Raw genomic sequence first — 18306 nt, forward strand, 5'->3', positions numbered from 1 at the left:
CTGTTCGAGCGCGTGCTTTTTGTTATTTCCCTGTTGCTGCTTTTTCATTTTCGCAAATAAATGCAATCTTGCTTGCAATCTCTCCATATATTTGACCTAAACGATGGGATTCGTCGTAAATGGAAGGTGCAAAATCTTCTTCATTCCAGTCGGGCTGACTTAACGGAAGCTGTCCTAAAAGCTCTGTCTGAAGTTCCTCAGCAAGTTTTGGACCCCCGCCTTTACCAAATACGTACTCTTTTTCGCCTGTTAGCTGGCTTTCAAAGTAGGCCATATTTTCTACAACTCCAATTACCTCATGATCTGTTTTCAAAGCCATAGCACCCGCTCTAGCTGCAACAAATGCCGCTGTAGGATGTGGTGTTGTAATAATCACTTCTTTACAAGCAGGAAGCATGGAGTGAACGTCTAATGCGACATCACCTGTTCCAGGAGGTAAGTCTAGTAAAAGATAATCTAATTCTCCCCATTCAACTTCTGTAAAAAAGCTCGTCAACATTTTTCCAAGCATAGGTCCTCGCCAGATAACAGGTGAATTATCTTCTACAAAGAAGCCCATGGAAATAACTTTTACTCCGAAACGGTCAACTGGAATAATCTTTTCACCTTCTACTACAGGACGCTGTATGATTCCCATCATATCTGGGACGCTGAATCCATAAATGTCAGCATCAATTAAACCAATTTTCTTTCCTAAACGAGCTAGAGAAACGGCTAAGTTCACAGAGACTGTTGATTTACCAACGCCTCCTTTACCGCTGGCAATAGCAATAAATTCAGGTGCATTCGGACTAGTTAGTAAGTTGCCAGTATTCGGCTGCTCAGCGCGGTACTGCTGAAGTTCCTCAGGCGTAAACTCAACAAATCGCAGTCCCACCGACTGTACACCTGCTTTTTTTAATTCTTCTACAATTGTGCCTTGAAGGCTCAGCTGTTCACTAGTACCTGTTTTTGCAACAGCAATCTTCAGGCTTATATGCTGTTTTTCAGCTTTGATTGTTATTTCTTTAATCGCATCTGTTTCTGATAGTTTTTTATTTAAAAATGGATCTGTAATTTCCCCTACTACTTCTTTTACTTGCTTTTCCGTTAGCATACTCCCACCACCATGTTAAAATCTATTTATACTATCAAGTATATCATACATATTAGATTTTTCTGAATAGAAGGATGCTATGCTTTTTATTTAGGCTTTTCTCCAGTAAAATACCGGCTGACTCCTTCATAAATGGATTCAGCTAACTTTTTTTGATAGCGTTTCGATTGAAGCATTTTACGTTCTGTAGGATTTGATAAGAATCCTACTTCAACCAAAGCACCGGGTGGCTTAGAATGCTTAAGAAGGTAAAGAGTTTGAATAGCTTTTGCTTCACGGGTCGTATTGTCTAGGTTATTTCTTAGCTCTTGTTGAATGAGTTTGGCCACTTGCTCGTTTTCTTTTAGGGATCCGTAATAGAAAGTTTGAGCCCCTCTCCACGCAGAGGATGGAATAGCATTCAAGTGAATACTTAAGTACAAATCGGCATTGGATTTATTAATCATCGTTAAGCGATTTTTTAAGTCTTCTACTTTTCTCCGACTGTATCCTCTTGTATCTTTGGCCGCTAGGTCTTCGTCTTTTTCTCTCGTCATAATAACAAGTGCCCCTTGCTCTTGCAGATAGTCCCGAAGCATTAACGAAATTTTAAGAGTTATTTCTTTTTCAAGCACTTCATCCTCTCCTACCGCTCCTCCATCAACACCGCCGTGTCCAGGATCTAGTACAATAACTTTCCCGCTAAGAGGAAGTGAAAGCGAACCGGATGATGTTCTATGATCTATCTGATATTGTACAATGACAAAAAGAACGAGAAGCGCTATAATTGTGCTCATTATTTTTACTTTAGACATTTTATCCCTTCCCTTCTTGCCTCACCTATTTATTTCTATATGGGACAAGAACGGGAATTATGAGTACTTTTTAATGCAAACGTAACCGACGTCTTTTTTCTGCGGTTCGATAACCTTCTTTCCACCAGTCTTGCACATATCCTTGACACAAATAATACAGACCATCTTGATAAAGGTCTGTTACAGACATGCTGACGGCTCCGTACAATGTATCAATTAAAAGAGACTCTTCTTGCTTACTGTGCTTCTGAAAATCTTCGTAGCCTTTACCACGTTTACTCACCCGGGCACCTAATAAAAATGATTCGATAGCAATGTCAAGACAGTACTCCTCCACATGTTCGTCTCCTAGCATATTCCACTGAAACATTGGGTGAAAATAACGGCGCAGCCTCTCTTGAAGCAAATCAAACGATAATTCCCTTAGGACTTTGCGTTCATATTTCATTTCTTTTTCATAACGTTTTTCTTTTAAATATGTAACCTCGTTCATGATAACGCCTCCCTTTTTTACATATTGTCTGCACAAGCCTTCGTCTCATACGCAAACAATAAATAAAAAAAGCCTTGGTCCAAAGACCAAGGCTTGAAACGTAATATAAAATTAACGTTTTGAGAATTGTGGTGCACGACGAGCGCCTTTAAGACCGTATTTTTTACGTTCTTTCGCACGAGCGTCACGAGTTAATAGACCAGCACGTTTTAATGTTCCACGGTATTCAGGGTCTGCTTCTAATAAAGCACGAGAGATTCCGTGACGAATAGCGCCAGCTTGACCTGCATAACCTCCACCATTAACGTTTACAAATACGTCATAGTTACCTACAGTTTCAGTTAAAGCAAGTGGTTGTTTTACTACTTCACGTAGTGCAGCAAATGGAATGTATTCTTCGATTTCACGACCGTTGATTGTTACGCGACCGTTACCTGGTACTAAACGTACACGAGCAACAGAGCTTTTACGACGACCAGTTCCGTAATATTGTACCTGTGCCAAGATAATAACCTCCTCTTATTAATTATCCGCGAAGTTCGTAAACTTCTGGTTTTTGTGCTTCATGTGGATGTGTTTCACCAGCATACACATGTAATTTTTTGAACATTTGACGGCCTAGGCTACCTTTTGGAAGCATGCCTTTGATTCCTAATTCAAGCATTTTCTCAGAGTAGTTAGTACGCATTTCTAATGCTGTACGTTGTTTCAAACCACCTGGGTGCATGCTGTGACGGTAATAAATTTTATCAGTTAATTTTTTACCTGTTAGTTCGATTTTTGACGCATTGATAAGGATCACGTGATCACCAGTATCAACATGTGGTGTAAAAGTTGGTTTATGTTTACCGCGTAAGATTGATGCTACTTCACTTGCTAAACGACCTAAAGTTTTACCTTCAGCATCGACAACATACCATTTACGCTCTACTTCGTTTGCTTTCGCCATGAAAGTTGTACGCATGAGTTTCCCTCCTAATTTTCATCATCAATTATAAAATTATTTCAACCTTCTATTTCAACACGATTAATTTCCGGGGCTAACCGTGGGGTTAAAATACATACCATATGATATATTATATCTTTAAGCTACTAATGTCAAGAAAATGTTACACCAGGTTTAGTTGTCATAGAAAACGCGCCATAAATATAGTCCTTGCGAAGGCGCAGTTTTCCCTGCACGAGGACGTGATTTGCTTTCTAGAATATCTTTTATAGCATCTGGTTCAATACTGCCTTGTCCTACTTCTAAAAGCGTTCCAACAAGAATACGAACCATATTATACAGAAAGCCACTTCCAACGAATCTAAACACAAGCTGACTATTCTCTTCATACATATCAATCTTATAAATCGTACGGATCTTATCTTCCACTTCTGTCCTCGCTGAACAAAAGCTTGTAAAGTCGTGTGTACCGAGTAAATATGTGATGGCTTTTTTCATTTTCGAGTAGTCTAATGGATAAGGGTAATGGTATGCATAAGAACGAGTGAAAGGATTTCGATCTTCGCCGCGCAAAATATGATAGCGATACTCTTTTGAAGTAACGTCATACCGGGCGTGAAAATGTGCATCAACTTCACATACATTCTTCATTACAATATCATCTGGTAGCATTGAATTCAATGCTTTTTTCCACTTATCACATGGAATATTTAGGTTTGTGTCAAAATGAATGACTTGCCCCTGTGCATGAACATTTGTGTCCGTTCGTCCAGAGGCGTAAATCGGAACTTTTTTGTTATGCATTTTCTCTAAAACGGATTCAATCTCGAGTTGAACAGTTCGCTTATTGGGCTGAACTTGATAACCCGAAAAGTGTGTGCCGTCGTATGCAACTATACATTTTAAACGTTTCATCTTTTCACCAAACAATCTTTACGTTCTAATCAGCACTAAAACAACTGCTACTGCCAGTAGAAGTAAAAGCATAATTGTATCTATGCTTCCCCATTTCAATTGACGATACTTTGTACGCCCTTCTCCGCCTTTATAACCCCTTGCCTCCATGGCAATAGCTAGCTCTTCAGCACGCTTAAATGAACCTATAAATAAAGGAACAAGCAAAGGAACGACAGCTTTCAACCGATCCGTAACAGGACCGCTGCTAAAGTCCACTCCTCGTGCTGTCTGTGCTTTAATAATTTTATCTGTCTCTTCCATCAATGTAGGAATAAAGCGAAGAGAAATGGACATCATTAAAGCTAATTCATGGACAGGAAGCTTGAGCTTTTTAAATGGATTCAACAAGCTTTCCATTCCATCTGTTACTTCAATGGGCGTAGTCGTTAACGTTAGCATCGTCGTAATTAAAATTAAAAACAAGAAGCGTAAGGAAATTAAAATACCTTGAATAAGGCCGCCTTTATAGACAGAAAACCATCCCCATTCAAACAAGAGAGGCCCTTCCTTTGTCATAAAAATGTGCAAAAGAAACGTGATGATAATAATAAATAGAACGGGCTTTAACCCTCTTAAAATAAATGAAACGGGCACTTTACTCATGGCCACTATGGCAAGGGTATACACACCTAAAAAAGCATAGCCGATAGGGTTATTTGCTAAAAACACAATTAATACATATGCAAATACGAGAAGCAGCTTGGCCCGAGGATCCATTCGATGGACAACAGAATGCCCCGGCACATACTTACCAATAATGATTGAGTTCATCATAATCGTTCACCTTGCTGCATAAGGTGCTGCACTTTCTCTACCACTTCAGAAAAGGTAATAACCGTATCCGATGCTTCAAGCTGAAATTTCTCTTGTAGCTTCAGCATAAAGCGAAGCGATTCTGGAACATCCAATCCATATTCTTTTAGCTGCGTATGCTGACCAAACACTTCTCTAGGTGACCCTTTCATCGCAATCGTTCCCTTATTCATCACAATTAGCTCATCAGCGTACATAGCTGCATCTTCCATGCTGTGAGTCACGAGAATCGTCGTCAAGCCTTTTTCTTTATGAAGACGATAAATCATATTCATAATTTCTTGACGGCCTCTAGGGTCCAATCCAGCAGTTGGCTCATCTAAAATTAGCACATTAGGATTCATCGCTAGAATACCTGCTATCGCTACACGACGCATTTGTCCACCACTCAAATCAAAAGGAGATCTGGTGAGAAGGTCTTCTGGCAACCCCACTAACTTGATAAGCTCTCTTGCTTTTTGCCTTGCTTCTTCTTCCAAAACGCCATAATTCATTGGCCCAAAAGCTATATCTTTTTCCACCGTTTCTTCAAAAAGCTGATGTTCTGGAAATTGAAACACTACGCCTACTTGCTGACGAATAGCTTTCAAATTCTTTTCTTTTCGATTGGCTTTAATTGTGCGCTCACCGATTTGAATTTCACCAGCAGTTGGCTTCAATAAAGCATTCAGATGCTGTATGATTGTTGATTTCCCAGAACCAGTATGGCCAATAACAGCCAAAAATGTACCTGATTGAATGCTTAAATTTAAGTCATGTAGAGCAATTCGTTCAAATGGTGTATTAACTTGATAACGATGCTCTACTTCTTTGAATATAATGTCCATAGTTCGTCCACCAAGTCCTCATCTGTTAAATGAATTTTTGATAAAGGAATTCCTACGGAAGCAAAACGATGGCTTAGTTTAACGGAAAACGGCAAGTCTAGTCCAATATCCGTTAACTTGGAACCTAATGCAAATACTTCGCGTGGAGTACCTGTTGCATAGATCTTCCCTTTGTTCATCACAACGACTCTGTCAGCCATTGCTACTTCATCTAAATCGTGGGTAATTGAAATAACCGTCAGTTGTTTTTCTTCTTTTAATTTTCTAACAGTTTCAAGTACTTCAGTTCGTCCAATAGGATCTAACATAGATGTTGCTTCATCTAGAATGATGACAGATGGCTGTACGGCAATTATACCCGCAATGGCCACACGCTGTTTTTGTCCACCTGATAGCTGATGAGGCTCTTGATCCAGAAAAGCACTCATATTGACCATTTCGATTGCTTCAGGTATACGTTTTTCCATAATCTCAAATGGAATCCCGTTGTTTTCAAGCCCAAACGCAATATCATCTTGAACGGTTGAGCCAACAAATTGATTATCTGGATTTTGAAACACCATTCCAATCTGCTTGCGCACATCCCATATTGTTTCTTCAGATAAAAGAGTATCGCCCACTCGAACCGTTCCTTTTTCAGGTAGCAAAAGGCCGTTTAGAATTCGTGCCAGCGTCGATTTACCAGATCCATTATGTCCAGCTATCGCTAACCATTCACCTTTATAAGCAGAGAGAGAAAGGTGATCTAATGTTAGGTCTGCTTCAGGATCGTATCGAAAGCATAAATCTTTTACCTCTAAAGACATTTCTTTCAACGCTATCTTCCTCTCAGCTTTTTCTATTGCAGCATTGCCTACATTGGTTTTTTACGCTATTTACCCGGTTTAAGGTATAAAAAAAGGGCAACGACTAGTTACACACTGTCTCGCCCTTTTCTATCTGTATTAAAAATATTAAACTAATTCAATGATAACCATTGGAGCACCGTCACCACGGCGAGGTCCAACTTTTAAGATACGAGTGTAACCGCCTTGGCGATCTTCGTAGCGAGTAGCGATATCGCTGAATAGTTTTTGTAAAGCGCTTTGACCAGCTTCTTCGTTAGCTACTTCATTACGGATGTAAGATGCAGCTTGACGACGAGCGTGTAGATCTCCACGTTTACCTAAAGTAATCATTTTTTCAACAGTTGAACGTAATTCTTTTGCACGAGCTTCAGTTGTCTCAATGCGTTCACTGATGATTAAATCAGTTGTTAAATCACGAAGAAGCGCCTTGCGTTGTGCGCTTGTACGACCTAATTTACGGTAAGACATGTGAGGTCCCCTCCTTTGTTAAGTAGTTAAACAGGTAGATATAATCAGTCGTCCTTACGTAGACCCAAACCTAATTCTTCAAGTTTAGCTTTAACTTCTTCTAAAGATTTACGGCCTAAGTTACGAACTTTCATCATATCTTCTTCTGTTTTATTAGCAAGCTCTTGTACAGTATTGATGCCTGCTCGTTTTAAGCAGTTGTAAGAACGAACAGATAAATCCAGTTCCTCGATCGTCATCTCTAGAACTTTTTCTTTCTGGTCTTCTTCTTTTTCTACCATGATCTCTGCTTTTTGAGCTTCATCTGTTAAGTTAACGAAGATATTTAAGTGTTCCGTTAGAATCTTTGCACCTAAAGCAACAGCTTTTTCTGGCTCGATGCTACCGTCAGTCCAAACATCCAACGTTAACTTATCGTAATTTGTCATTTGACCAACACGAGTATTTTCTACATAATACGATACGCGAGTAACAGGCGTATAGATTGAGTCAATTGGAAGTACACCAATTGGTTGGTCTTCACGCTTGTTAGCATCGGCAGGATTATAACCTCGACCTGTGCGAGCAGTAAGTCTCATACGGAAATGAGCATCTGACTCAAGTGTTGCAATATGAAGATCTGGATTTAGAACTTCGATATCGCTGTCTGCTTGAATGTCAGCAGCCGTTACTGTACCAGGACCTTTAACATCGATCTCAAGTGTTTTCTCTTCATCAGAGTAAATCTTTAACGCTAACTTTTTAACGTTTAAAATGATGTTTGTTACATCTTCAACAACTCCAGGAACTGTTGAAAATTCATGTAATACACCTTCAATTTGAATAGATGTTACAGCTGCACCAGGGAGTGAGGATAATAGGATACGACGTAAGGAGTTACCCAAAGTAGTACCATATCCACGCTCAAGTGGTTCGACGACGAATTTACCGTACTTTCTATCATCGCTGATTTCTACCGTTTCGATTTTTGGCTTTTCAATCTCTATCAATATAAACCCTCCTTCAAAACGTCGAAACCTCGGCTAGACGGCTGATTTCTCAAATGCCTAACCGAAATTCCCTATTAGACAGTTCCCGAATGTGCACAACAAATGGAAAACATTTCGTTGCATGAATAAATTCTACACCATCATCATTATAGACAACGAAATAGAATCTATACATATTAATTATACACGACGACGTTTTGGTGGGCGGCATCCGTTGTGAGGTACAGGAGTAACATCTTTAATAGCTGTTACTTCTAAACCTGCAGCTTGAAGAGCACGGATAGCTGCTTCACGACCAGCACCAGGGCCTTTAACTGTAACTTCAAGAGTTTTCATTCCGTTATCCATAGAAACTTTTGCAGCAGTTTCAGCAGCCATTTGCGCAGCAAATGGAGTAGATTTACGAGAACCTCTGAAGCCAAGTGCGCCTGCACTAGACCAAGCAATCGCATTACCGTGAACATCTGTAATTGTTACAATAGTGTTGTTAAACGTTGAGCGAATATGAGCTACACCAGCTTCAATATTCTTTTTCACGCGACGTTTACGTGTATTAGTTTTACGTGCCATCTGTTAATGACCTCCCTTACTAATTATTTCTTCTTGTTCGCTACAGTACGGCGTGGGCCTTTACGTGTACGAGCATTGTTTTTACTGTTTTGACCACGAACTGGTAAACTACGACGGTGGCGGATACCACGGTATGAACCAATCTCAATTAAACGTTTGATGTTTAAAGAAACTTCACGACGAAGATCGCCTTCTACTTTATAGCTATCTAAAATATCACGAATTTTACCTAATTCTTCTTCTGTTAAGTCACGAACGCGAGTATCTTCAGAAACTCCAGCTTCAGCTAGAACTTTTTCAGCAGTTGGACGACCAATACCGAAAATGTATGTTAATGAAATTACTACACGCTTGTCACGAGGAATATCAACACCAGCAATACGTGCCATATGAATAGTGCACCTCCTTATTGATTAACCTTGTTTTTGTTTATGCTTAGGGTTTTCACAAATTACCATTACTTTACCTTTTCTACGGATAACTTTACATTTTTCGCAGATTGGTTTAACTGATGGTCTGACTTTCATGTTTCATACCTCCTTGATAGTACGGAGTGCATAGGTTTTATTTGAAACGGTACGTAATTCTACCGCGAGTTAAATCGTATGGTGACAATTCTACAGTTACTTTATCACCAGGTAAGATTCGAATGAAATGCATGCGAATTTTCCCTGATACGTGAGCAAGTACTGTATGACCATTTTCTAATTCTACCTTGAACATAGCGTTAGGTAAAGTCTCAGCAACTGTACCTTCAACTTCAATTACATCGTCTTTTGCCATTAAAGTGCTCTCCTTTCTTTGAAACAGTAACAAGCTATCATTAAACGACTTAAAAAGAACCTGTTCTGAACATCCGGAGATCGTAATCATTAAATTCAAGATGATTGACGCTAATATACATCTTTACCATTTTAACAGCAATTCAGACGAAAAACGATCATCGTGAATTTAGATAATTACTGTTTACTGTCCAGTGCATCTAGCGAGGAATGGATAGAGATAACATCCTTTAACATTACAATGCTGTCAGAATTTCATATCCCGTCTCAGTAATTGCAATAGTATGTTCGAAGTGCGCACACATTTTACCATCCACTGTCACAACTGTCCAGTTATCAGGTAATGTTTTTACATATCGCATACCAGCATTCACCATTGGCTCAACTGCCAATACCATGCCTGGACGTAGACGCGGTCCTTTATTCGGTGGACCATAATGAGGTACTTGCGGATCTTCATGTAAGTCTTTGCCGACGCCATGGCCAACATATTCTCTTACAATCGAAAAGTTACGTGATTCTGCGTACTGTTGAATAGCATGTGAAATATTCGACAAACGCTCACCCGGCTTCGCTTCTGCTAATCCTTTGTAGAGAGATTGCTCAGTCACATCAAGCAGCTCTTGATTTTCTAATGAAATCTTTCCTACTCCATATGTCCAAGCTGAGTCACCGTGATAGCCACCGAATTTAGCTCCGATGTCTAAACTGATGATATCTCCTTCATTAAGCTTGCGTTCTCCCGGAATACCATGAACTAATTCTTCATTCACAGAAGCACATACACTGCCGCGAAAACCATTATACCCTTTAAAAGACGGAATTGCATCATGTTGACGAATAAAATTTTCAGCAATTGCATCCAATTCTATAGTCGTAATACCTGGAGCGATATGTTTTTTTAACTCTTGATGAGTTAAAGCCACGATTCGTCCAGCTTCACGCATGACCTCAATTTCCTCTGGTGTCTTGCAAATGATCATTGCTTAACCCCAGCAAGTAATTGACGAACATCCTCAAACACAATGTTAATATCTTGATTACCATTAATATTGCGTAGATAACCTTTTTCTTGATAGAAATCAAGTAGAGGTTGAGATTGTTTAACATTAACTGAAAGTCTAGTTGAAACCGTCTCAGCATTGTCATCTGCACGTTGGTAAAGCTCTCCGCCACATTTGTCACAAACTCCTTCTTTCGCAGGAGGATTGAATACTAAGTGGTAAGTAGCTCCGCAATCTTTACAAATGCGGCGTCCAGTAAGACGCTCCATTAAAATGCTTTGATCTACATCAATATTAATCACATAATCAATTTGCTTGTTTAGTTCTTTTGTAATTGTTTCAAGAGCTTCTGCTTGGGCTACTGTTCTTGGGAAGCCATCAAGTAAAAAGCCGTTTTCACAATCTTGTTTGTTTAAACGCTCGCGCACAATTCCAATTGTTACTTCATCAGGAACAAGGTTACCTTGGTCCATAAATGATTTAGCTTTTAAACCTAGTTGCGTTCCTTCTTTAATTGCAGCTCGGAACATATCTCCTGTTGAGATATGAGGGATATCGTAATGCTCAACGATTTTTTCTGCTTGAGTACCTTTCCCAGCACCAGGAAGGCCCATTAACACTAAATTCATTTCTTGCTTCCCCCTCAGTATCTTATCCGTTTAATGGGAAAGCAGCCTGCCCCCCACTAAACAGCTTTACTTAATAAATCCCTTATAATGGCGTTTCACTAATTGACTCTCAAGCTGTTTCATTGTCTCAAGAGCTACACCGACAACAATTAACAAACTAGTACCGCCGATCTGAGCAGATGATGGTAGGTTCGCAATTTTGATGAACAGAACCGGCAACACAGCAATTAACGCAAGGAATATCGAACCGATTAATGTCAGACGATATAACACTTTCGTTAAATAAGCTTGTGTGCTTTTACCAGGACGAATGCCTGGGATGTAGCCACCTTGCTTTTTCAAGTTCTCTGCTACTTGTTCAGGGTTAACTTGAACAAATGTATAGAAGTAACAAAAAGCAATGATTAACGCTACATACACTATCATACCAATTGGCTTAGTATAGTCAAATGTATTCTGAATCCACGTCGTTACATCATTTGGACCGAAAAATGATGCAATTGTTGGTGGTGTGATAATAAATGAAACTGCAAAGATAACAGGAATAACCCCAGCAGCATTTACTTTTAACGGTAAATGAGTGGATTGACCTCCAACAGGATTACGACCAGCTGAACCCTTTGCATATTGAATAGGAATTTTTCGTAGCGCTTGTTGGAAGTAAATAACCCCAACAATAATAGCTAAAACTGCAATCGCAATTAAAACTACCGTTACGATACGAATGAATAATTGATCCCCAACGTCTTCAAATTGCTGTGCATAAATTTGATTTAATGTTGTCGGAATACCAGCTGCAATCCCAGCAAAGATAATGATAGAAATACCATTACCTACGCCTTTTGCAGTAATCTGTTCTCCTAACCACATTAAGAAGGCAGTACCTGCCGTTAACACTGTAGCAATTAGAAGATACGTAGAAATTCCTGGATTAGCGATCAATTGTCCGCCCGAAATATTGTTGAATCCTATAGACATACCTAAAGCCTGGATAAATCCAAGCACAATTGTTCCATAACGAGTTACTTGAGCTAATTTACGGCGCCCAACATCTCCCTGCTTTGACCATTCTGTAAACTTAGGTACAACATCCATCTGCAATAATTGGACGATGATGGATGCTGTAATATAAGGCATAATGCCCATAGCAAGAATGGAGAAGTTTTTTAACGCGCCGCCGCCAAATGTATTCAGAACTCCGAATACATTTAACCCATCTTGCAATTTTAGTACATCCGTATTAACACTTGGTACAGGAATAAATGTACCAATTCGGAAGACAATTAACATTAACAAAGTGAAAAAGATTTTTTGTCTTATTTCACGCACGCGCATTAAATTGGAGATTGTTTGAAACATTAGATCACCTCAACTGTACCGCCAGCAGCTTCGATAGCTTCTTTAGCAGTTGAAGAGAATTTAGCAGCTTTAACAGTTAGCTTAGAGTTTAATGTACCGTTTCCTAGTACTTTAACGCCAGCTTTTGCTTTGCTTACTAAACCAGTTTCGATTAATAATTCTGGTGTTACTTCAGTTCCATCTTCAAAACGGTTAAGAGCTTCTAAATTAACGATCGCGTATTCTTTGCGATTGATATTAGTGAACCCACGTTTTGGAAGACGACGGAATAAAGGAGTTTGACCACCTTCGAAGCCAGGTCTTACGCCACCGCCAGAGCGAGCGTTTTGCCCTTTGTGACCTTTACCTGAAGTCTTTCCGTTACCTGAACCAGTACCACGACCTACACGGTTACGTACTTTACGTGAACCTTCAGCTGGTTTCAATTCATGAAGTTTCATTCCGGAGCACCTCCTTAGAGTGACAATTTATACTTATTGCTCTTTTACTGTAACAAGGTGAGCTACTTTGTTAATCATTCCGCGAATTGCAGGATTATCGTCTTGAACGACAGTTTGATTTAACTTACGTAGGCCAAGTGTACGAACAGTTACACGTTGATCTTCTGGACGACCAATTACGCTACGAGTAAGGGTAATTGCTAGTTTGTTTGCCATTCTATATCCCTCCCTTATCCTAACAGTTCTTCTACAGTCTTGCCACGTAGTTTTGCAACATCTTCAGCACGTTTTAGATTAGCTAAACCGTTAAGAGTTGCACGTACCATGTTGATTGGAGTGTTTGAACCTAAAGATTTAGATAGAATATCACTTACTCCACCCAATTCTAGTACCGCACGAACTGGGCCACCAGCGATAACTCCTGTACCTTCAGAAGCAGGTTTTAAGAAAATTTGACCTGCACCAAATTGTCCAAGGATTTCGTGTGGAATAGTTGTACCAACCATAGGTACAGTAATTAAGTTTTTCTTCGCATCTTCAATTGCTTTACGGATTGCATCTGGTACCTCTTGTGCTTTACCAGTACCGAATCCAACGTGACCGTTTTTGTCACCAACTACAACTAATGCAGCGAAGCGGAAACGACGTCCACCTTTCACAACTTTAGCTACGCGGTTAACGGTAACAACACGTTCTTCAAGCTCTAATTTATTTGGATCAATACGACGCATGATTTTCCCTCCTTTTACAATTAGAATTGTAATCCAGCTTCACGAGCAGCGTCAGCTAATGCTTTAACACGGCCATGATATAAATAACCGCCACGGTCGAATACTACTTCGTTTACACCTTTTTCTACTGCGCGTTTAGCGACTAATTCGCCAACTTTGATAGCAGCTTCAGTGTTACCAGTGCTTTCTAAAGTCAGGTCTTTATCTAACGTTGAAGCACTTGCGATTGTTACTGAATTTAAATCGTCGATAACTTGTGCGTAAATATGTTGATTAGAACGGAACACGTTTAAACGCGGACGAGTTGCAGTTCCAGATAACTTCGCACGAACACGAGCATGTCTTTTTTTACGAACTTTGTTTTTATCAAGCTTCGTGATCATTTCGGGCACTCCTTTCTTTTACCTAACCGGCATTACTTCTTAGCAGTTTTACCTTCTTTACGACGTACATATTCGCCTTCGTAACGAATACCTTTACCTTTGTAAGGCTCTGGTGGACGAACGTCACGAATATTTGCAGCTAATGCACCTACGCGTTCTTTATCAATACCTTTAATAACGATCTTAGTTTGAGAAGGAACTTCGATTTCGATTCCTGTTTCAGGAGTAATCTCAACTGGGTGAGAGTATCCAACGCTCAATACTAATTTGCTACCAGATTTTTGTGCACGGTAACCTACACCGACTAATTCTAAACCACGTTCGAATCCTTTAGTAACACCTTCAACCATGTTACCTAAAAGGCTACGAGTAGTTCCGTGAAGAGCGCGGTGCTCTTTATTGTCGCTAGGACGATTAACAACTAATACGTTGTCTTCAACTTTAATTTCGATTTCAGGGTGGAATGTACGAGTTAATTCACCCTTTGGTCCTTTTACAGTTACAGTGTTGCTCTCGTTCGTAACTGTAACACCTGCTGGAAGTTCTAAAGGCTTTTTACCAACACGTGACATAGTTACACCTCCATTCACATTTAAAACTTATTACCAAACGTACGCTAATACTTCTCCACCAGTTTGCTTTTGACGAGCTTCTTTGTCAGTTAAAACACCTTGAGAAGTAGAAACGATTGCGATACCTAAACCGTTAAGTACACGTGGTACTTCGTTAGTTTTTGCATAAACACGTAGACCAGGTTTACTGATACGTTTTAAGCCTGTAATTACACGTTCGTTATTTGAACCGTATTTTAAGAAGATACGGATAATACCTTGTTTGTTGTCTTCGATGTATTCTACATCACGTACGAAACCCTCACGCTTAAGGATTTCTGCAATTTGCTTCTTAATGTTAGAAGCAGGAACTTCAATTTTCTCATGACGAACCATGTTCGCATTGCGGATACGAGTTAGTAAATCTGCAATAGGATCAGTCATTACCATATTAATTTACCTCCTTCCCAAACTTGGGTTTTACCAACTAGCTTTTTTAACACCAGGAATTTGACCTTTATAAGCAAGCTCACGGAAACAAATACGGCAAAGCTTGAATTTACGTAGTACTGAGTGTGGACGTCCACAACGTTCGCAACGTGTATACTCTTGTACTTGGAATTTTTGCTGGCGTTTTTGCTTCGCAATCATTGATTTTTTAGCCACATTTTCGCCTCCTCTGCTTAACGTTGGCAGTTATTACTTCTGGAATGGCATACCGAACTGAGTTAAAAGCTCACGAGCTTCTTCATCAGTGTTTGCTGTTGTAACAATAACGATATCCATACCACGAACTTTAGTTACTTTATCATAATCGATCTCTGGGAAGATCAATTGTTCTTTAACACCTAACGTGTAGTTTCCACGACCATCAAATGCTTTTTTAGATACCCCACGGAAATCACGCACACGTGGAAGTGATACTGATACTAGTTTATCGAAGAATTCGTACATACGCTCGCCGCGTAAAGTAACTTTCGCACCGATTGGCATACCTTCACGAAGACGGAAACCAGCGATAGATTTTTTCGCACGAGTTACAACAGGTTTTTGACCAGTGATTTCAGCTAGTTCTTCAACAGCGTTATCTAAAGCTTTTGAGTTAGAAACAGCATCACCGATACCCATGTTGATTACGATCTTGTCGATTTTTGGCACTTGCATTACAGATTCATAATTAAACTTGCTAACTAGAGCAGGAGTAATCTCTTTTGTAAATTTCTCTTTAAGACGGTTCATGTGAACTAAACCTCCCTTCACATTTCATTAATTATTTATCTAAAGTTTCACCAGATTTTTTTGCTACACGTACCTTTTTGCCATCGATAACTTGGTACCCAACACGAGTTGGCTCACCAGATTTAGGATCCAACGGCATTACGTTTGATACGTGGATAGGTGCCTCTTGGCTAACGATTCCACCTTGTGGATTTACTTGAGAAGGTTTAGAGTGTTTTTTAACAACGTTCACGCCTTCAACAAGTACACGGTCTTTCTTTGGGAAAGCTGCAAGTACTTCACCTTGCTTACCTTTGTCTTTACCAGAGATAACCACTACTTTGTCGCCCTTTTTAACATGCATCCTATTCGCACCTCCTTAAAAGGCATTTTGTATTTGTTCTATATATCAATTAGATAACTTCTGGAGCTAATGATACGATCTTCATGAAGTTGTTATCACGTAATTCACGAGCAACTGGTCCGAAGATACGAGTACCACGTGGTCCTTTGTCGTCACGGATGATTACGCAAGCATTTTCGTCGAAACGGATGTAAGAACCGTCAGTACGGCGAACACCACTTTTTGTACGTACAACAACAGCTTTAACAACGTCACCTTTTTTAACAACGCCTCCTGGTGTTGCTTGTTTCACCGTACAAACGATAACATCACCAATGTTTGCTGTCTTGCGACCTGAACCACCAAGTACTTTAATAGTAAGTACCTCACGTGCACCAGAGTTGTCTGCAACTTTTAAACGAGATTCTTGTTGAATCATGTACGAAACCTCCCTTCGGATGAATCATTCTTATCCGATCTATCTTAACTATTAGATGATAACAGCTTTTTCTACAACTTCTACTAGACGGAAACGTTTAGTAGCTGATAACGGACGAGTTTCCATGATCTTCACGATATCGCCTAGTTGAGCTGTATTGTTTTCATCGTGAGCTTTGAATTTCTTTGAGTATTTTACACGCTTGCCATAAAGCGAATGCTTTTTGTAAGTTTCAACAAGAACAGTAACAGTCTTATCCATTTTGTCAGAAACTACGCGGCCAGTGTAAACTTTACGTTGGTTGCGTTCACTCATTCTGAAAGCCTCCTCTCAGACTTAATTATTTATTAGCAGCAATCTCTCTTTCACGAACTACAGTTTTCATACGAGCGATCGATTTGCGCACTTCGCGAATACGAGTAGTATTCTCTAATTGTCCAGTCGCTAATTGGAAACGAAGGTTAAACAACTCTTCTTTTAAAGCCTTAACTTTTTGTTCAATTTCAGCAGTGGTAAGGTCACGAATTTCATTAGCTTTCATTAGAATCACCACCAATTTCTTCACGTTTTACAAACTTACATTTTACAGGTAGCTTGTGTGCAGCTAAACGTAAAGCTTCACGTGCAACCTCTTCAGATACACCTGAAATTTCAAACATTACTTTTCCAGGTTTAACAACTGCTACCCAACCTTCAGGAGCACCTTTACCAGAACCCATTCGGACTTCTAGAGGCTTAGCAGTATAAGGTTTAGAAGGGAAAATTTTAATCCATACTTTACCGCCACGTTTCATGTAACGAGTCATTGCGATACGAGCAGCTTCGATTTGACGGTTTGTAATCCAAGAAGCTTCAGTAGCTTGTAAACCGAATTCACCGAAATGTACTTCCGTACCACCTTTAGCGCGTCCACGCATTTTTCCGCGGTGTTCGCGACGATATTTAACGCGTTTTGGTAATAACATAATTATTTTCCTCCTTCCTCAGTTTTCTTTTTAGTAGGAAGAACCTCTCCACGATAGATCCATACTTTCACACCAAGTTTACCATAAGTAGTATCTGCTTCAGCGTGAGCATAGTCAATATCAGCGCGAAGTGTATGAAGTGGAACTGTACCTTCACTGTAATATTCAGAACGAGCAATATCAGCTCCGCCTAAACGACCAGATACCATTGTTTTGATACCTTGTGCGCCAGCACGCATACTACGTTGGATAGCTTGCTTTTGAGCACGACGGAATGATACACGGTTCTCAAGTTGGCGAGCGATGTTTTCAGCTACTAGTTTAGCATCTAAATCAGCTCGTTTAATTTCAAGGATGTTAATGTGTACACGCTTGCCTGTTAATTGGTTAAGAGCTTTACGAAGTGATTCTACTTCAGTACCACCTTTACCAATTACCATACCAGGTTTTGCAGTGTGGATCGTTACGTTTAAGCGGTTAGCAGCGCGTTCGATTTCAACTTTAGAAACAGCTGCATCGTTTAAACGTTTAGCGATATATTCACGTACTTTTAAGTCTTCATGTAATAAGTCAGCGTAGTCTTTGCCAGCGAACCATCTTGATTCCCAATCACGGATGACACCGACGCGAAGACCGACCGGATTTACCTTTTGACCCATGA

32 protein-coding genes are annotated in these 18306 nt (G+C 39.8%); all 32 read right to left on the reverse strand.

The window, feature by feature from the left end; translation table 11 throughout:
- Nucleotides 1–22: 22 nt before the first annotated feature.
- Nucleotides 23–1096 carry a P-loop NTPase gene (locus N178_RS19985; protein WP_045294399.1) on the reverse strand — a complete coding sequence of 358 codons (1074 nt, stop codon included), beginning with the start codon at nt 1094–1096 and terminating at the stop codon, nt 23–25.
- An 86-nt stretch (nt 1097–1182) separates the two neighbouring features.
- Nucleotides 1183–1890 (reverse strand): N-acetylmuramoyl-L-alanine amidase CwlD, encoded by a 708-nt coding sequence (gene cwlD, locus N178_RS19990; RefSeq protein ID WP_014462005.1) that lies wholly within the window; start codon nt 1888–1890, stop codon nt 1183–1185.
- Between the two features lie 70 nt (nt 1891–1960).
- Nucleotides 1961–2383, reverse strand: a complete 423-nt coding sequence (locus N178_RS19995) for a DUF2521 family protein (protein WP_013054960.1) — start codon at nt 2381–2383, stop codon at nt 1961–1963.
- Nucleotides 2384–2494: 111 nt separating this feature from the next.
- Nucleotides 2495–2887, reverse strand: a complete 393-nt coding sequence (gene rpsI, locus N178_RS20000; protein WP_013054959.1) for a 30S ribosomal protein S9 — start codon at nt 2885–2887, stop codon at nt 2495–2497.
- A 22-nt stretch (nt 2888–2909) separates the two neighbouring features.
- Nucleotides 2910–3347, reverse strand: a complete 438-nt coding sequence (rplM, locus tag N178_RS20005) for a 50S ribosomal protein L13 (RefSeq protein WP_013054958.1) — start codon at nt 3345–3347, stop codon at nt 2910–2912.
- A gap of 156 nt (nt 3348–3503) precedes the next feature.
- The gene (truA, locus tag N178_RS20010) at nt 3504–4244 is read right to left on the reverse strand and encodes a tRNA pseudouridine(38-40) synthase TruA (RefSeq protein WP_045294401.1); all 741 of its coding nucleotides are present in this window, start codon (nt 4242–4244) and stop codon (nt 3504–3506) included.
- Nucleotides 4245–4262: 18 nt separating this feature from the next.
- A complete protein-coding gene (locus N178_RS20015) occupies nt 4263–5060 on the reverse strand; it encodes an energy-coupling factor transporter transmembrane component T family protein (protein ID WP_045294403.1) in 798 nt (265 codons plus the stop codon).
- Nucleotides 5057–5926, reverse strand: a complete 870-nt coding sequence (locus N178_RS20020; RefSeq protein ID WP_045294405.1) for an energy-coupling factor ABC transporter ATP-binding protein — start codon at nt 5924–5926, stop codon at nt 5057–5059. Before N178_RS20020 ends, N178_RS20015 begins: the two co-directional genes overlap by 4 nt.
- Nucleotides 5902–6741 (reverse strand): energy-coupling factor ABC transporter ATP-binding protein, encoded by an 840-nt coding sequence (locus tag N178_RS20025; protein WP_013054954.1) that lies wholly within the window; start codon nt 6739–6741, stop codon nt 5902–5904. The genes N178_RS20020 and N178_RS20025 overlap by 25 nt, the downstream gene beginning before the upstream one ends.
- Before the next feature lie 138 nt (nt 6742–6879).
- Nucleotides 6880–7242: a 50S ribosomal protein L17 gene (gene rplQ, locus N178_RS20030; RefSeq protein WP_013054953.1), complete on the reverse strand. Its 363-nt coding sequence runs from the start codon at nt 7240–7242 to the stop codon at nt 6880–6882.
- A gap of 44 nt (nt 7243–7286) precedes the next feature.
- Nucleotides 7287–8231 carry a DNA-directed RNA polymerase subunit alpha gene (locus tag N178_RS20035; protein ID WP_013054952.1) on the reverse strand — a complete coding sequence of 315 codons (945 nt, stop codon included), beginning with the start codon at nt 8229–8231 and terminating at the stop codon, nt 7287–7289.
- Nucleotides 8232–8411: 180 nt separating this feature from the next.
- Nucleotides 8412–8801: a 30S ribosomal protein S11 gene (gene rpsK / locus N178_RS20040; protein ID WP_013054951.1), complete on the reverse strand. Its 390-nt coding sequence runs from the start codon at nt 8799–8801 to the stop codon at nt 8412–8414.
- Between the two features lie 23 nt (nt 8802–8824).
- Nucleotides 8825–9190: a 30S ribosomal protein S13 gene (gene rpsM, locus N178_RS20045; protein WP_013054950.1), complete on the reverse strand. Its 366-nt coding sequence runs from the start codon at nt 9188–9190 to the stop codon at nt 8825–8827.
- A gap of 24 nt (nt 9191–9214) precedes the next feature.
- Entirely contained in the window at nt 9215–9328 is a 114-nt protein-coding gene (gene rpmJ, locus N178_RS20050; protein ID WP_003156543.1) for a 50S ribosomal protein L36, read from the reverse strand.
- A 37-nt stretch (nt 9329–9365) separates the two neighbouring features.
- A complete protein-coding gene (gene infA / locus N178_RS20055) occupies nt 9366–9584 on the reverse strand; it encodes a translation initiation factor IF-1 (RefSeq protein ID WP_010285101.1) in 219 nt (72 codons plus the stop codon).
- Nucleotides 9585–9819: 235 nt separating this feature from the next.
- Nucleotides 9820–10566, reverse strand: coding sequence for a type I methionyl aminopeptidase (map, locus tag N178_RS20060; protein WP_014462024.1), 747 nt, complete (start codon nt 10564–10566; stop codon nt 9820–9822).
- Complete coding sequence (locus tag N178_RS20065; protein WP_013054948.1) at nt 10563–11216, reverse strand: adenylate kinase; 654 nt, start codon at nt 11214–11216, stop codon at nt 10563–10565. The genes map and N178_RS20065 overlap by 4 nt, the downstream gene beginning before the upstream one ends.
- 66 nt (nt 11217–11282) lie before the next feature.
- On the reverse strand, nt 11283–12575 hold the full coding sequence (gene secY, locus N178_RS20070) for a preprotein translocase subunit SecY (protein ID WP_013054947.1): 1293 nt from the start codon (nt 12573–12575) through the stop codon (nt 11283–11285).
- Nucleotides 12575–13015, reverse strand: coding sequence for a 50S ribosomal protein L15 (rplO, locus tag N178_RS20075; protein ID WP_013054946.1), 441 nt, complete (start codon nt 13013–13015; stop codon nt 12575–12577). The genes secY and rplO overlap by 1 nt, the downstream gene beginning before the upstream one ends.
- A 33-nt stretch (nt 13016–13048) precedes the next feature.
- Nucleotides 13049–13231, reverse strand: a complete 183-nt coding sequence (gene rpmD, locus N178_RS20080) for a 50S ribosomal protein L30 (protein ID WP_013054945.1) — start codon at nt 13229–13231, stop codon at nt 13049–13051.
- Nucleotides 13232–13245: 14 nt separating this feature from the next.
- Entirely contained in the window at nt 13246–13746 is a 501-nt protein-coding gene (gene rpsE / locus N178_RS20085; RefSeq protein ID WP_013054944.1) for a 30S ribosomal protein S5, read from the reverse strand.
- Between the two features lie 20 nt (nt 13747–13766).
- Nucleotides 13767–14129: a 50S ribosomal protein L18 gene (gene rplR / locus N178_RS20090; RefSeq protein ID WP_013054943.1), complete on the reverse strand. Its 363-nt coding sequence runs from the start codon at nt 14127–14129 to the stop codon at nt 13767–13769.
- A gap of 32 nt (nt 14130–14161) precedes the next feature.
- Complete coding sequence (gene rplF, locus N178_RS20095) at nt 14162–14701, reverse strand: 50S ribosomal protein L6 (RefSeq protein WP_013054942.1); 540 nt, start codon at nt 14699–14701, stop codon at nt 14162–14164.
- Nucleotides 14702–14731: 30 nt separating this feature from the next.
- Nucleotides 14732–15130 (reverse strand): 30S ribosomal protein S8, encoded by a 399-nt coding sequence (rpsH, locus tag N178_RS20100; protein ID WP_013054941.1) that lies wholly within the window; start codon nt 15128–15130, stop codon nt 14732–14734.
- Nucleotides 15131–15160: 30 nt separating this feature from the next.
- Complete coding sequence (locus N178_RS20105) at nt 15161–15346, reverse strand: type Z 30S ribosomal protein S14 (protein ID WP_013054940.1); 186 nt, start codon at nt 15344–15346, stop codon at nt 15161–15163.
- A gap of 33 nt (nt 15347–15379) precedes the next feature.
- Nucleotides 15380–15919 carry a 50S ribosomal protein L5 gene (rplE, locus tag N178_RS20110; protein ID WP_013054939.1) on the reverse strand — a complete coding sequence of 180 codons (540 nt, stop codon included), beginning with the start codon at nt 15917–15919 and terminating at the stop codon, nt 15380–15382.
- 31 nt (nt 15920–15950) lie between these two features.
- Nucleotides 15951–16262: a 50S ribosomal protein L24 gene (rplX, locus tag N178_RS20115; protein WP_013054938.1), complete on the reverse strand. Its 312-nt coding sequence runs from the start codon at nt 16260–16262 to the stop codon at nt 15951–15953.
- A 49-nt stretch (nt 16263–16311) separates the two neighbouring features.
- Nucleotides 16312–16680 carry a 50S ribosomal protein L14 gene (rplN, locus tag N178_RS20120; RefSeq protein WP_013054937.1) on the reverse strand — a complete coding sequence of 123 codons (369 nt, stop codon included), beginning with the start codon at nt 16678–16680 and terminating at the stop codon, nt 16312–16314.
- 51 nt (nt 16681–16731) lie between these two features.
- Complete coding sequence (gene rpsQ, locus N178_RS20125) at nt 16732–16995, reverse strand: 30S ribosomal protein S17 (RefSeq protein ID WP_013054936.1); 264 nt, start codon at nt 16993–16995, stop codon at nt 16732–16734.
- Between the two features lie 25 nt (nt 16996–17020).
- Nucleotides 17021–17221 carry a 50S ribosomal protein L29 gene (gene rpmC / locus N178_RS20130; protein ID WP_013054935.1) on the reverse strand — a complete coding sequence of 67 codons (201 nt, stop codon included), beginning with the start codon at nt 17219–17221 and terminating at the stop codon, nt 17021–17023.
- Nucleotides 17211–17645: a 50S ribosomal protein L16 gene (gene rplP, locus N178_RS20135; RefSeq protein ID WP_013054934.1), complete on the reverse strand. Its 435-nt coding sequence runs from the start codon at nt 17643–17645 to the stop codon at nt 17211–17213. The genes rpmC and rplP overlap by 11 nt, the downstream gene beginning before the upstream one ends.
- A 2-nt stretch (nt 17646–17647) precedes the next feature.
- On the reverse strand, nt 17648–18304 hold the full coding sequence (rpsC, locus tag N178_RS20140) for a 30S ribosomal protein S3 (protein WP_013054933.1): 657 nt from the start codon (nt 18302–18304) through the stop codon (nt 17648–17650).
- Nucleotides 18305–18306: the final 2 nt, after the last annotated feature.

Origin of the sequence: Priestia aryabhattai B8W22 (genome assembly GCF_000956595.1) — a bacterium.
Taxonomy (GTDB): Bacteria; Bacillota; Bacilli; order Bacillales; family Bacillaceae_H; genus Priestia; species Priestia aryabhattai.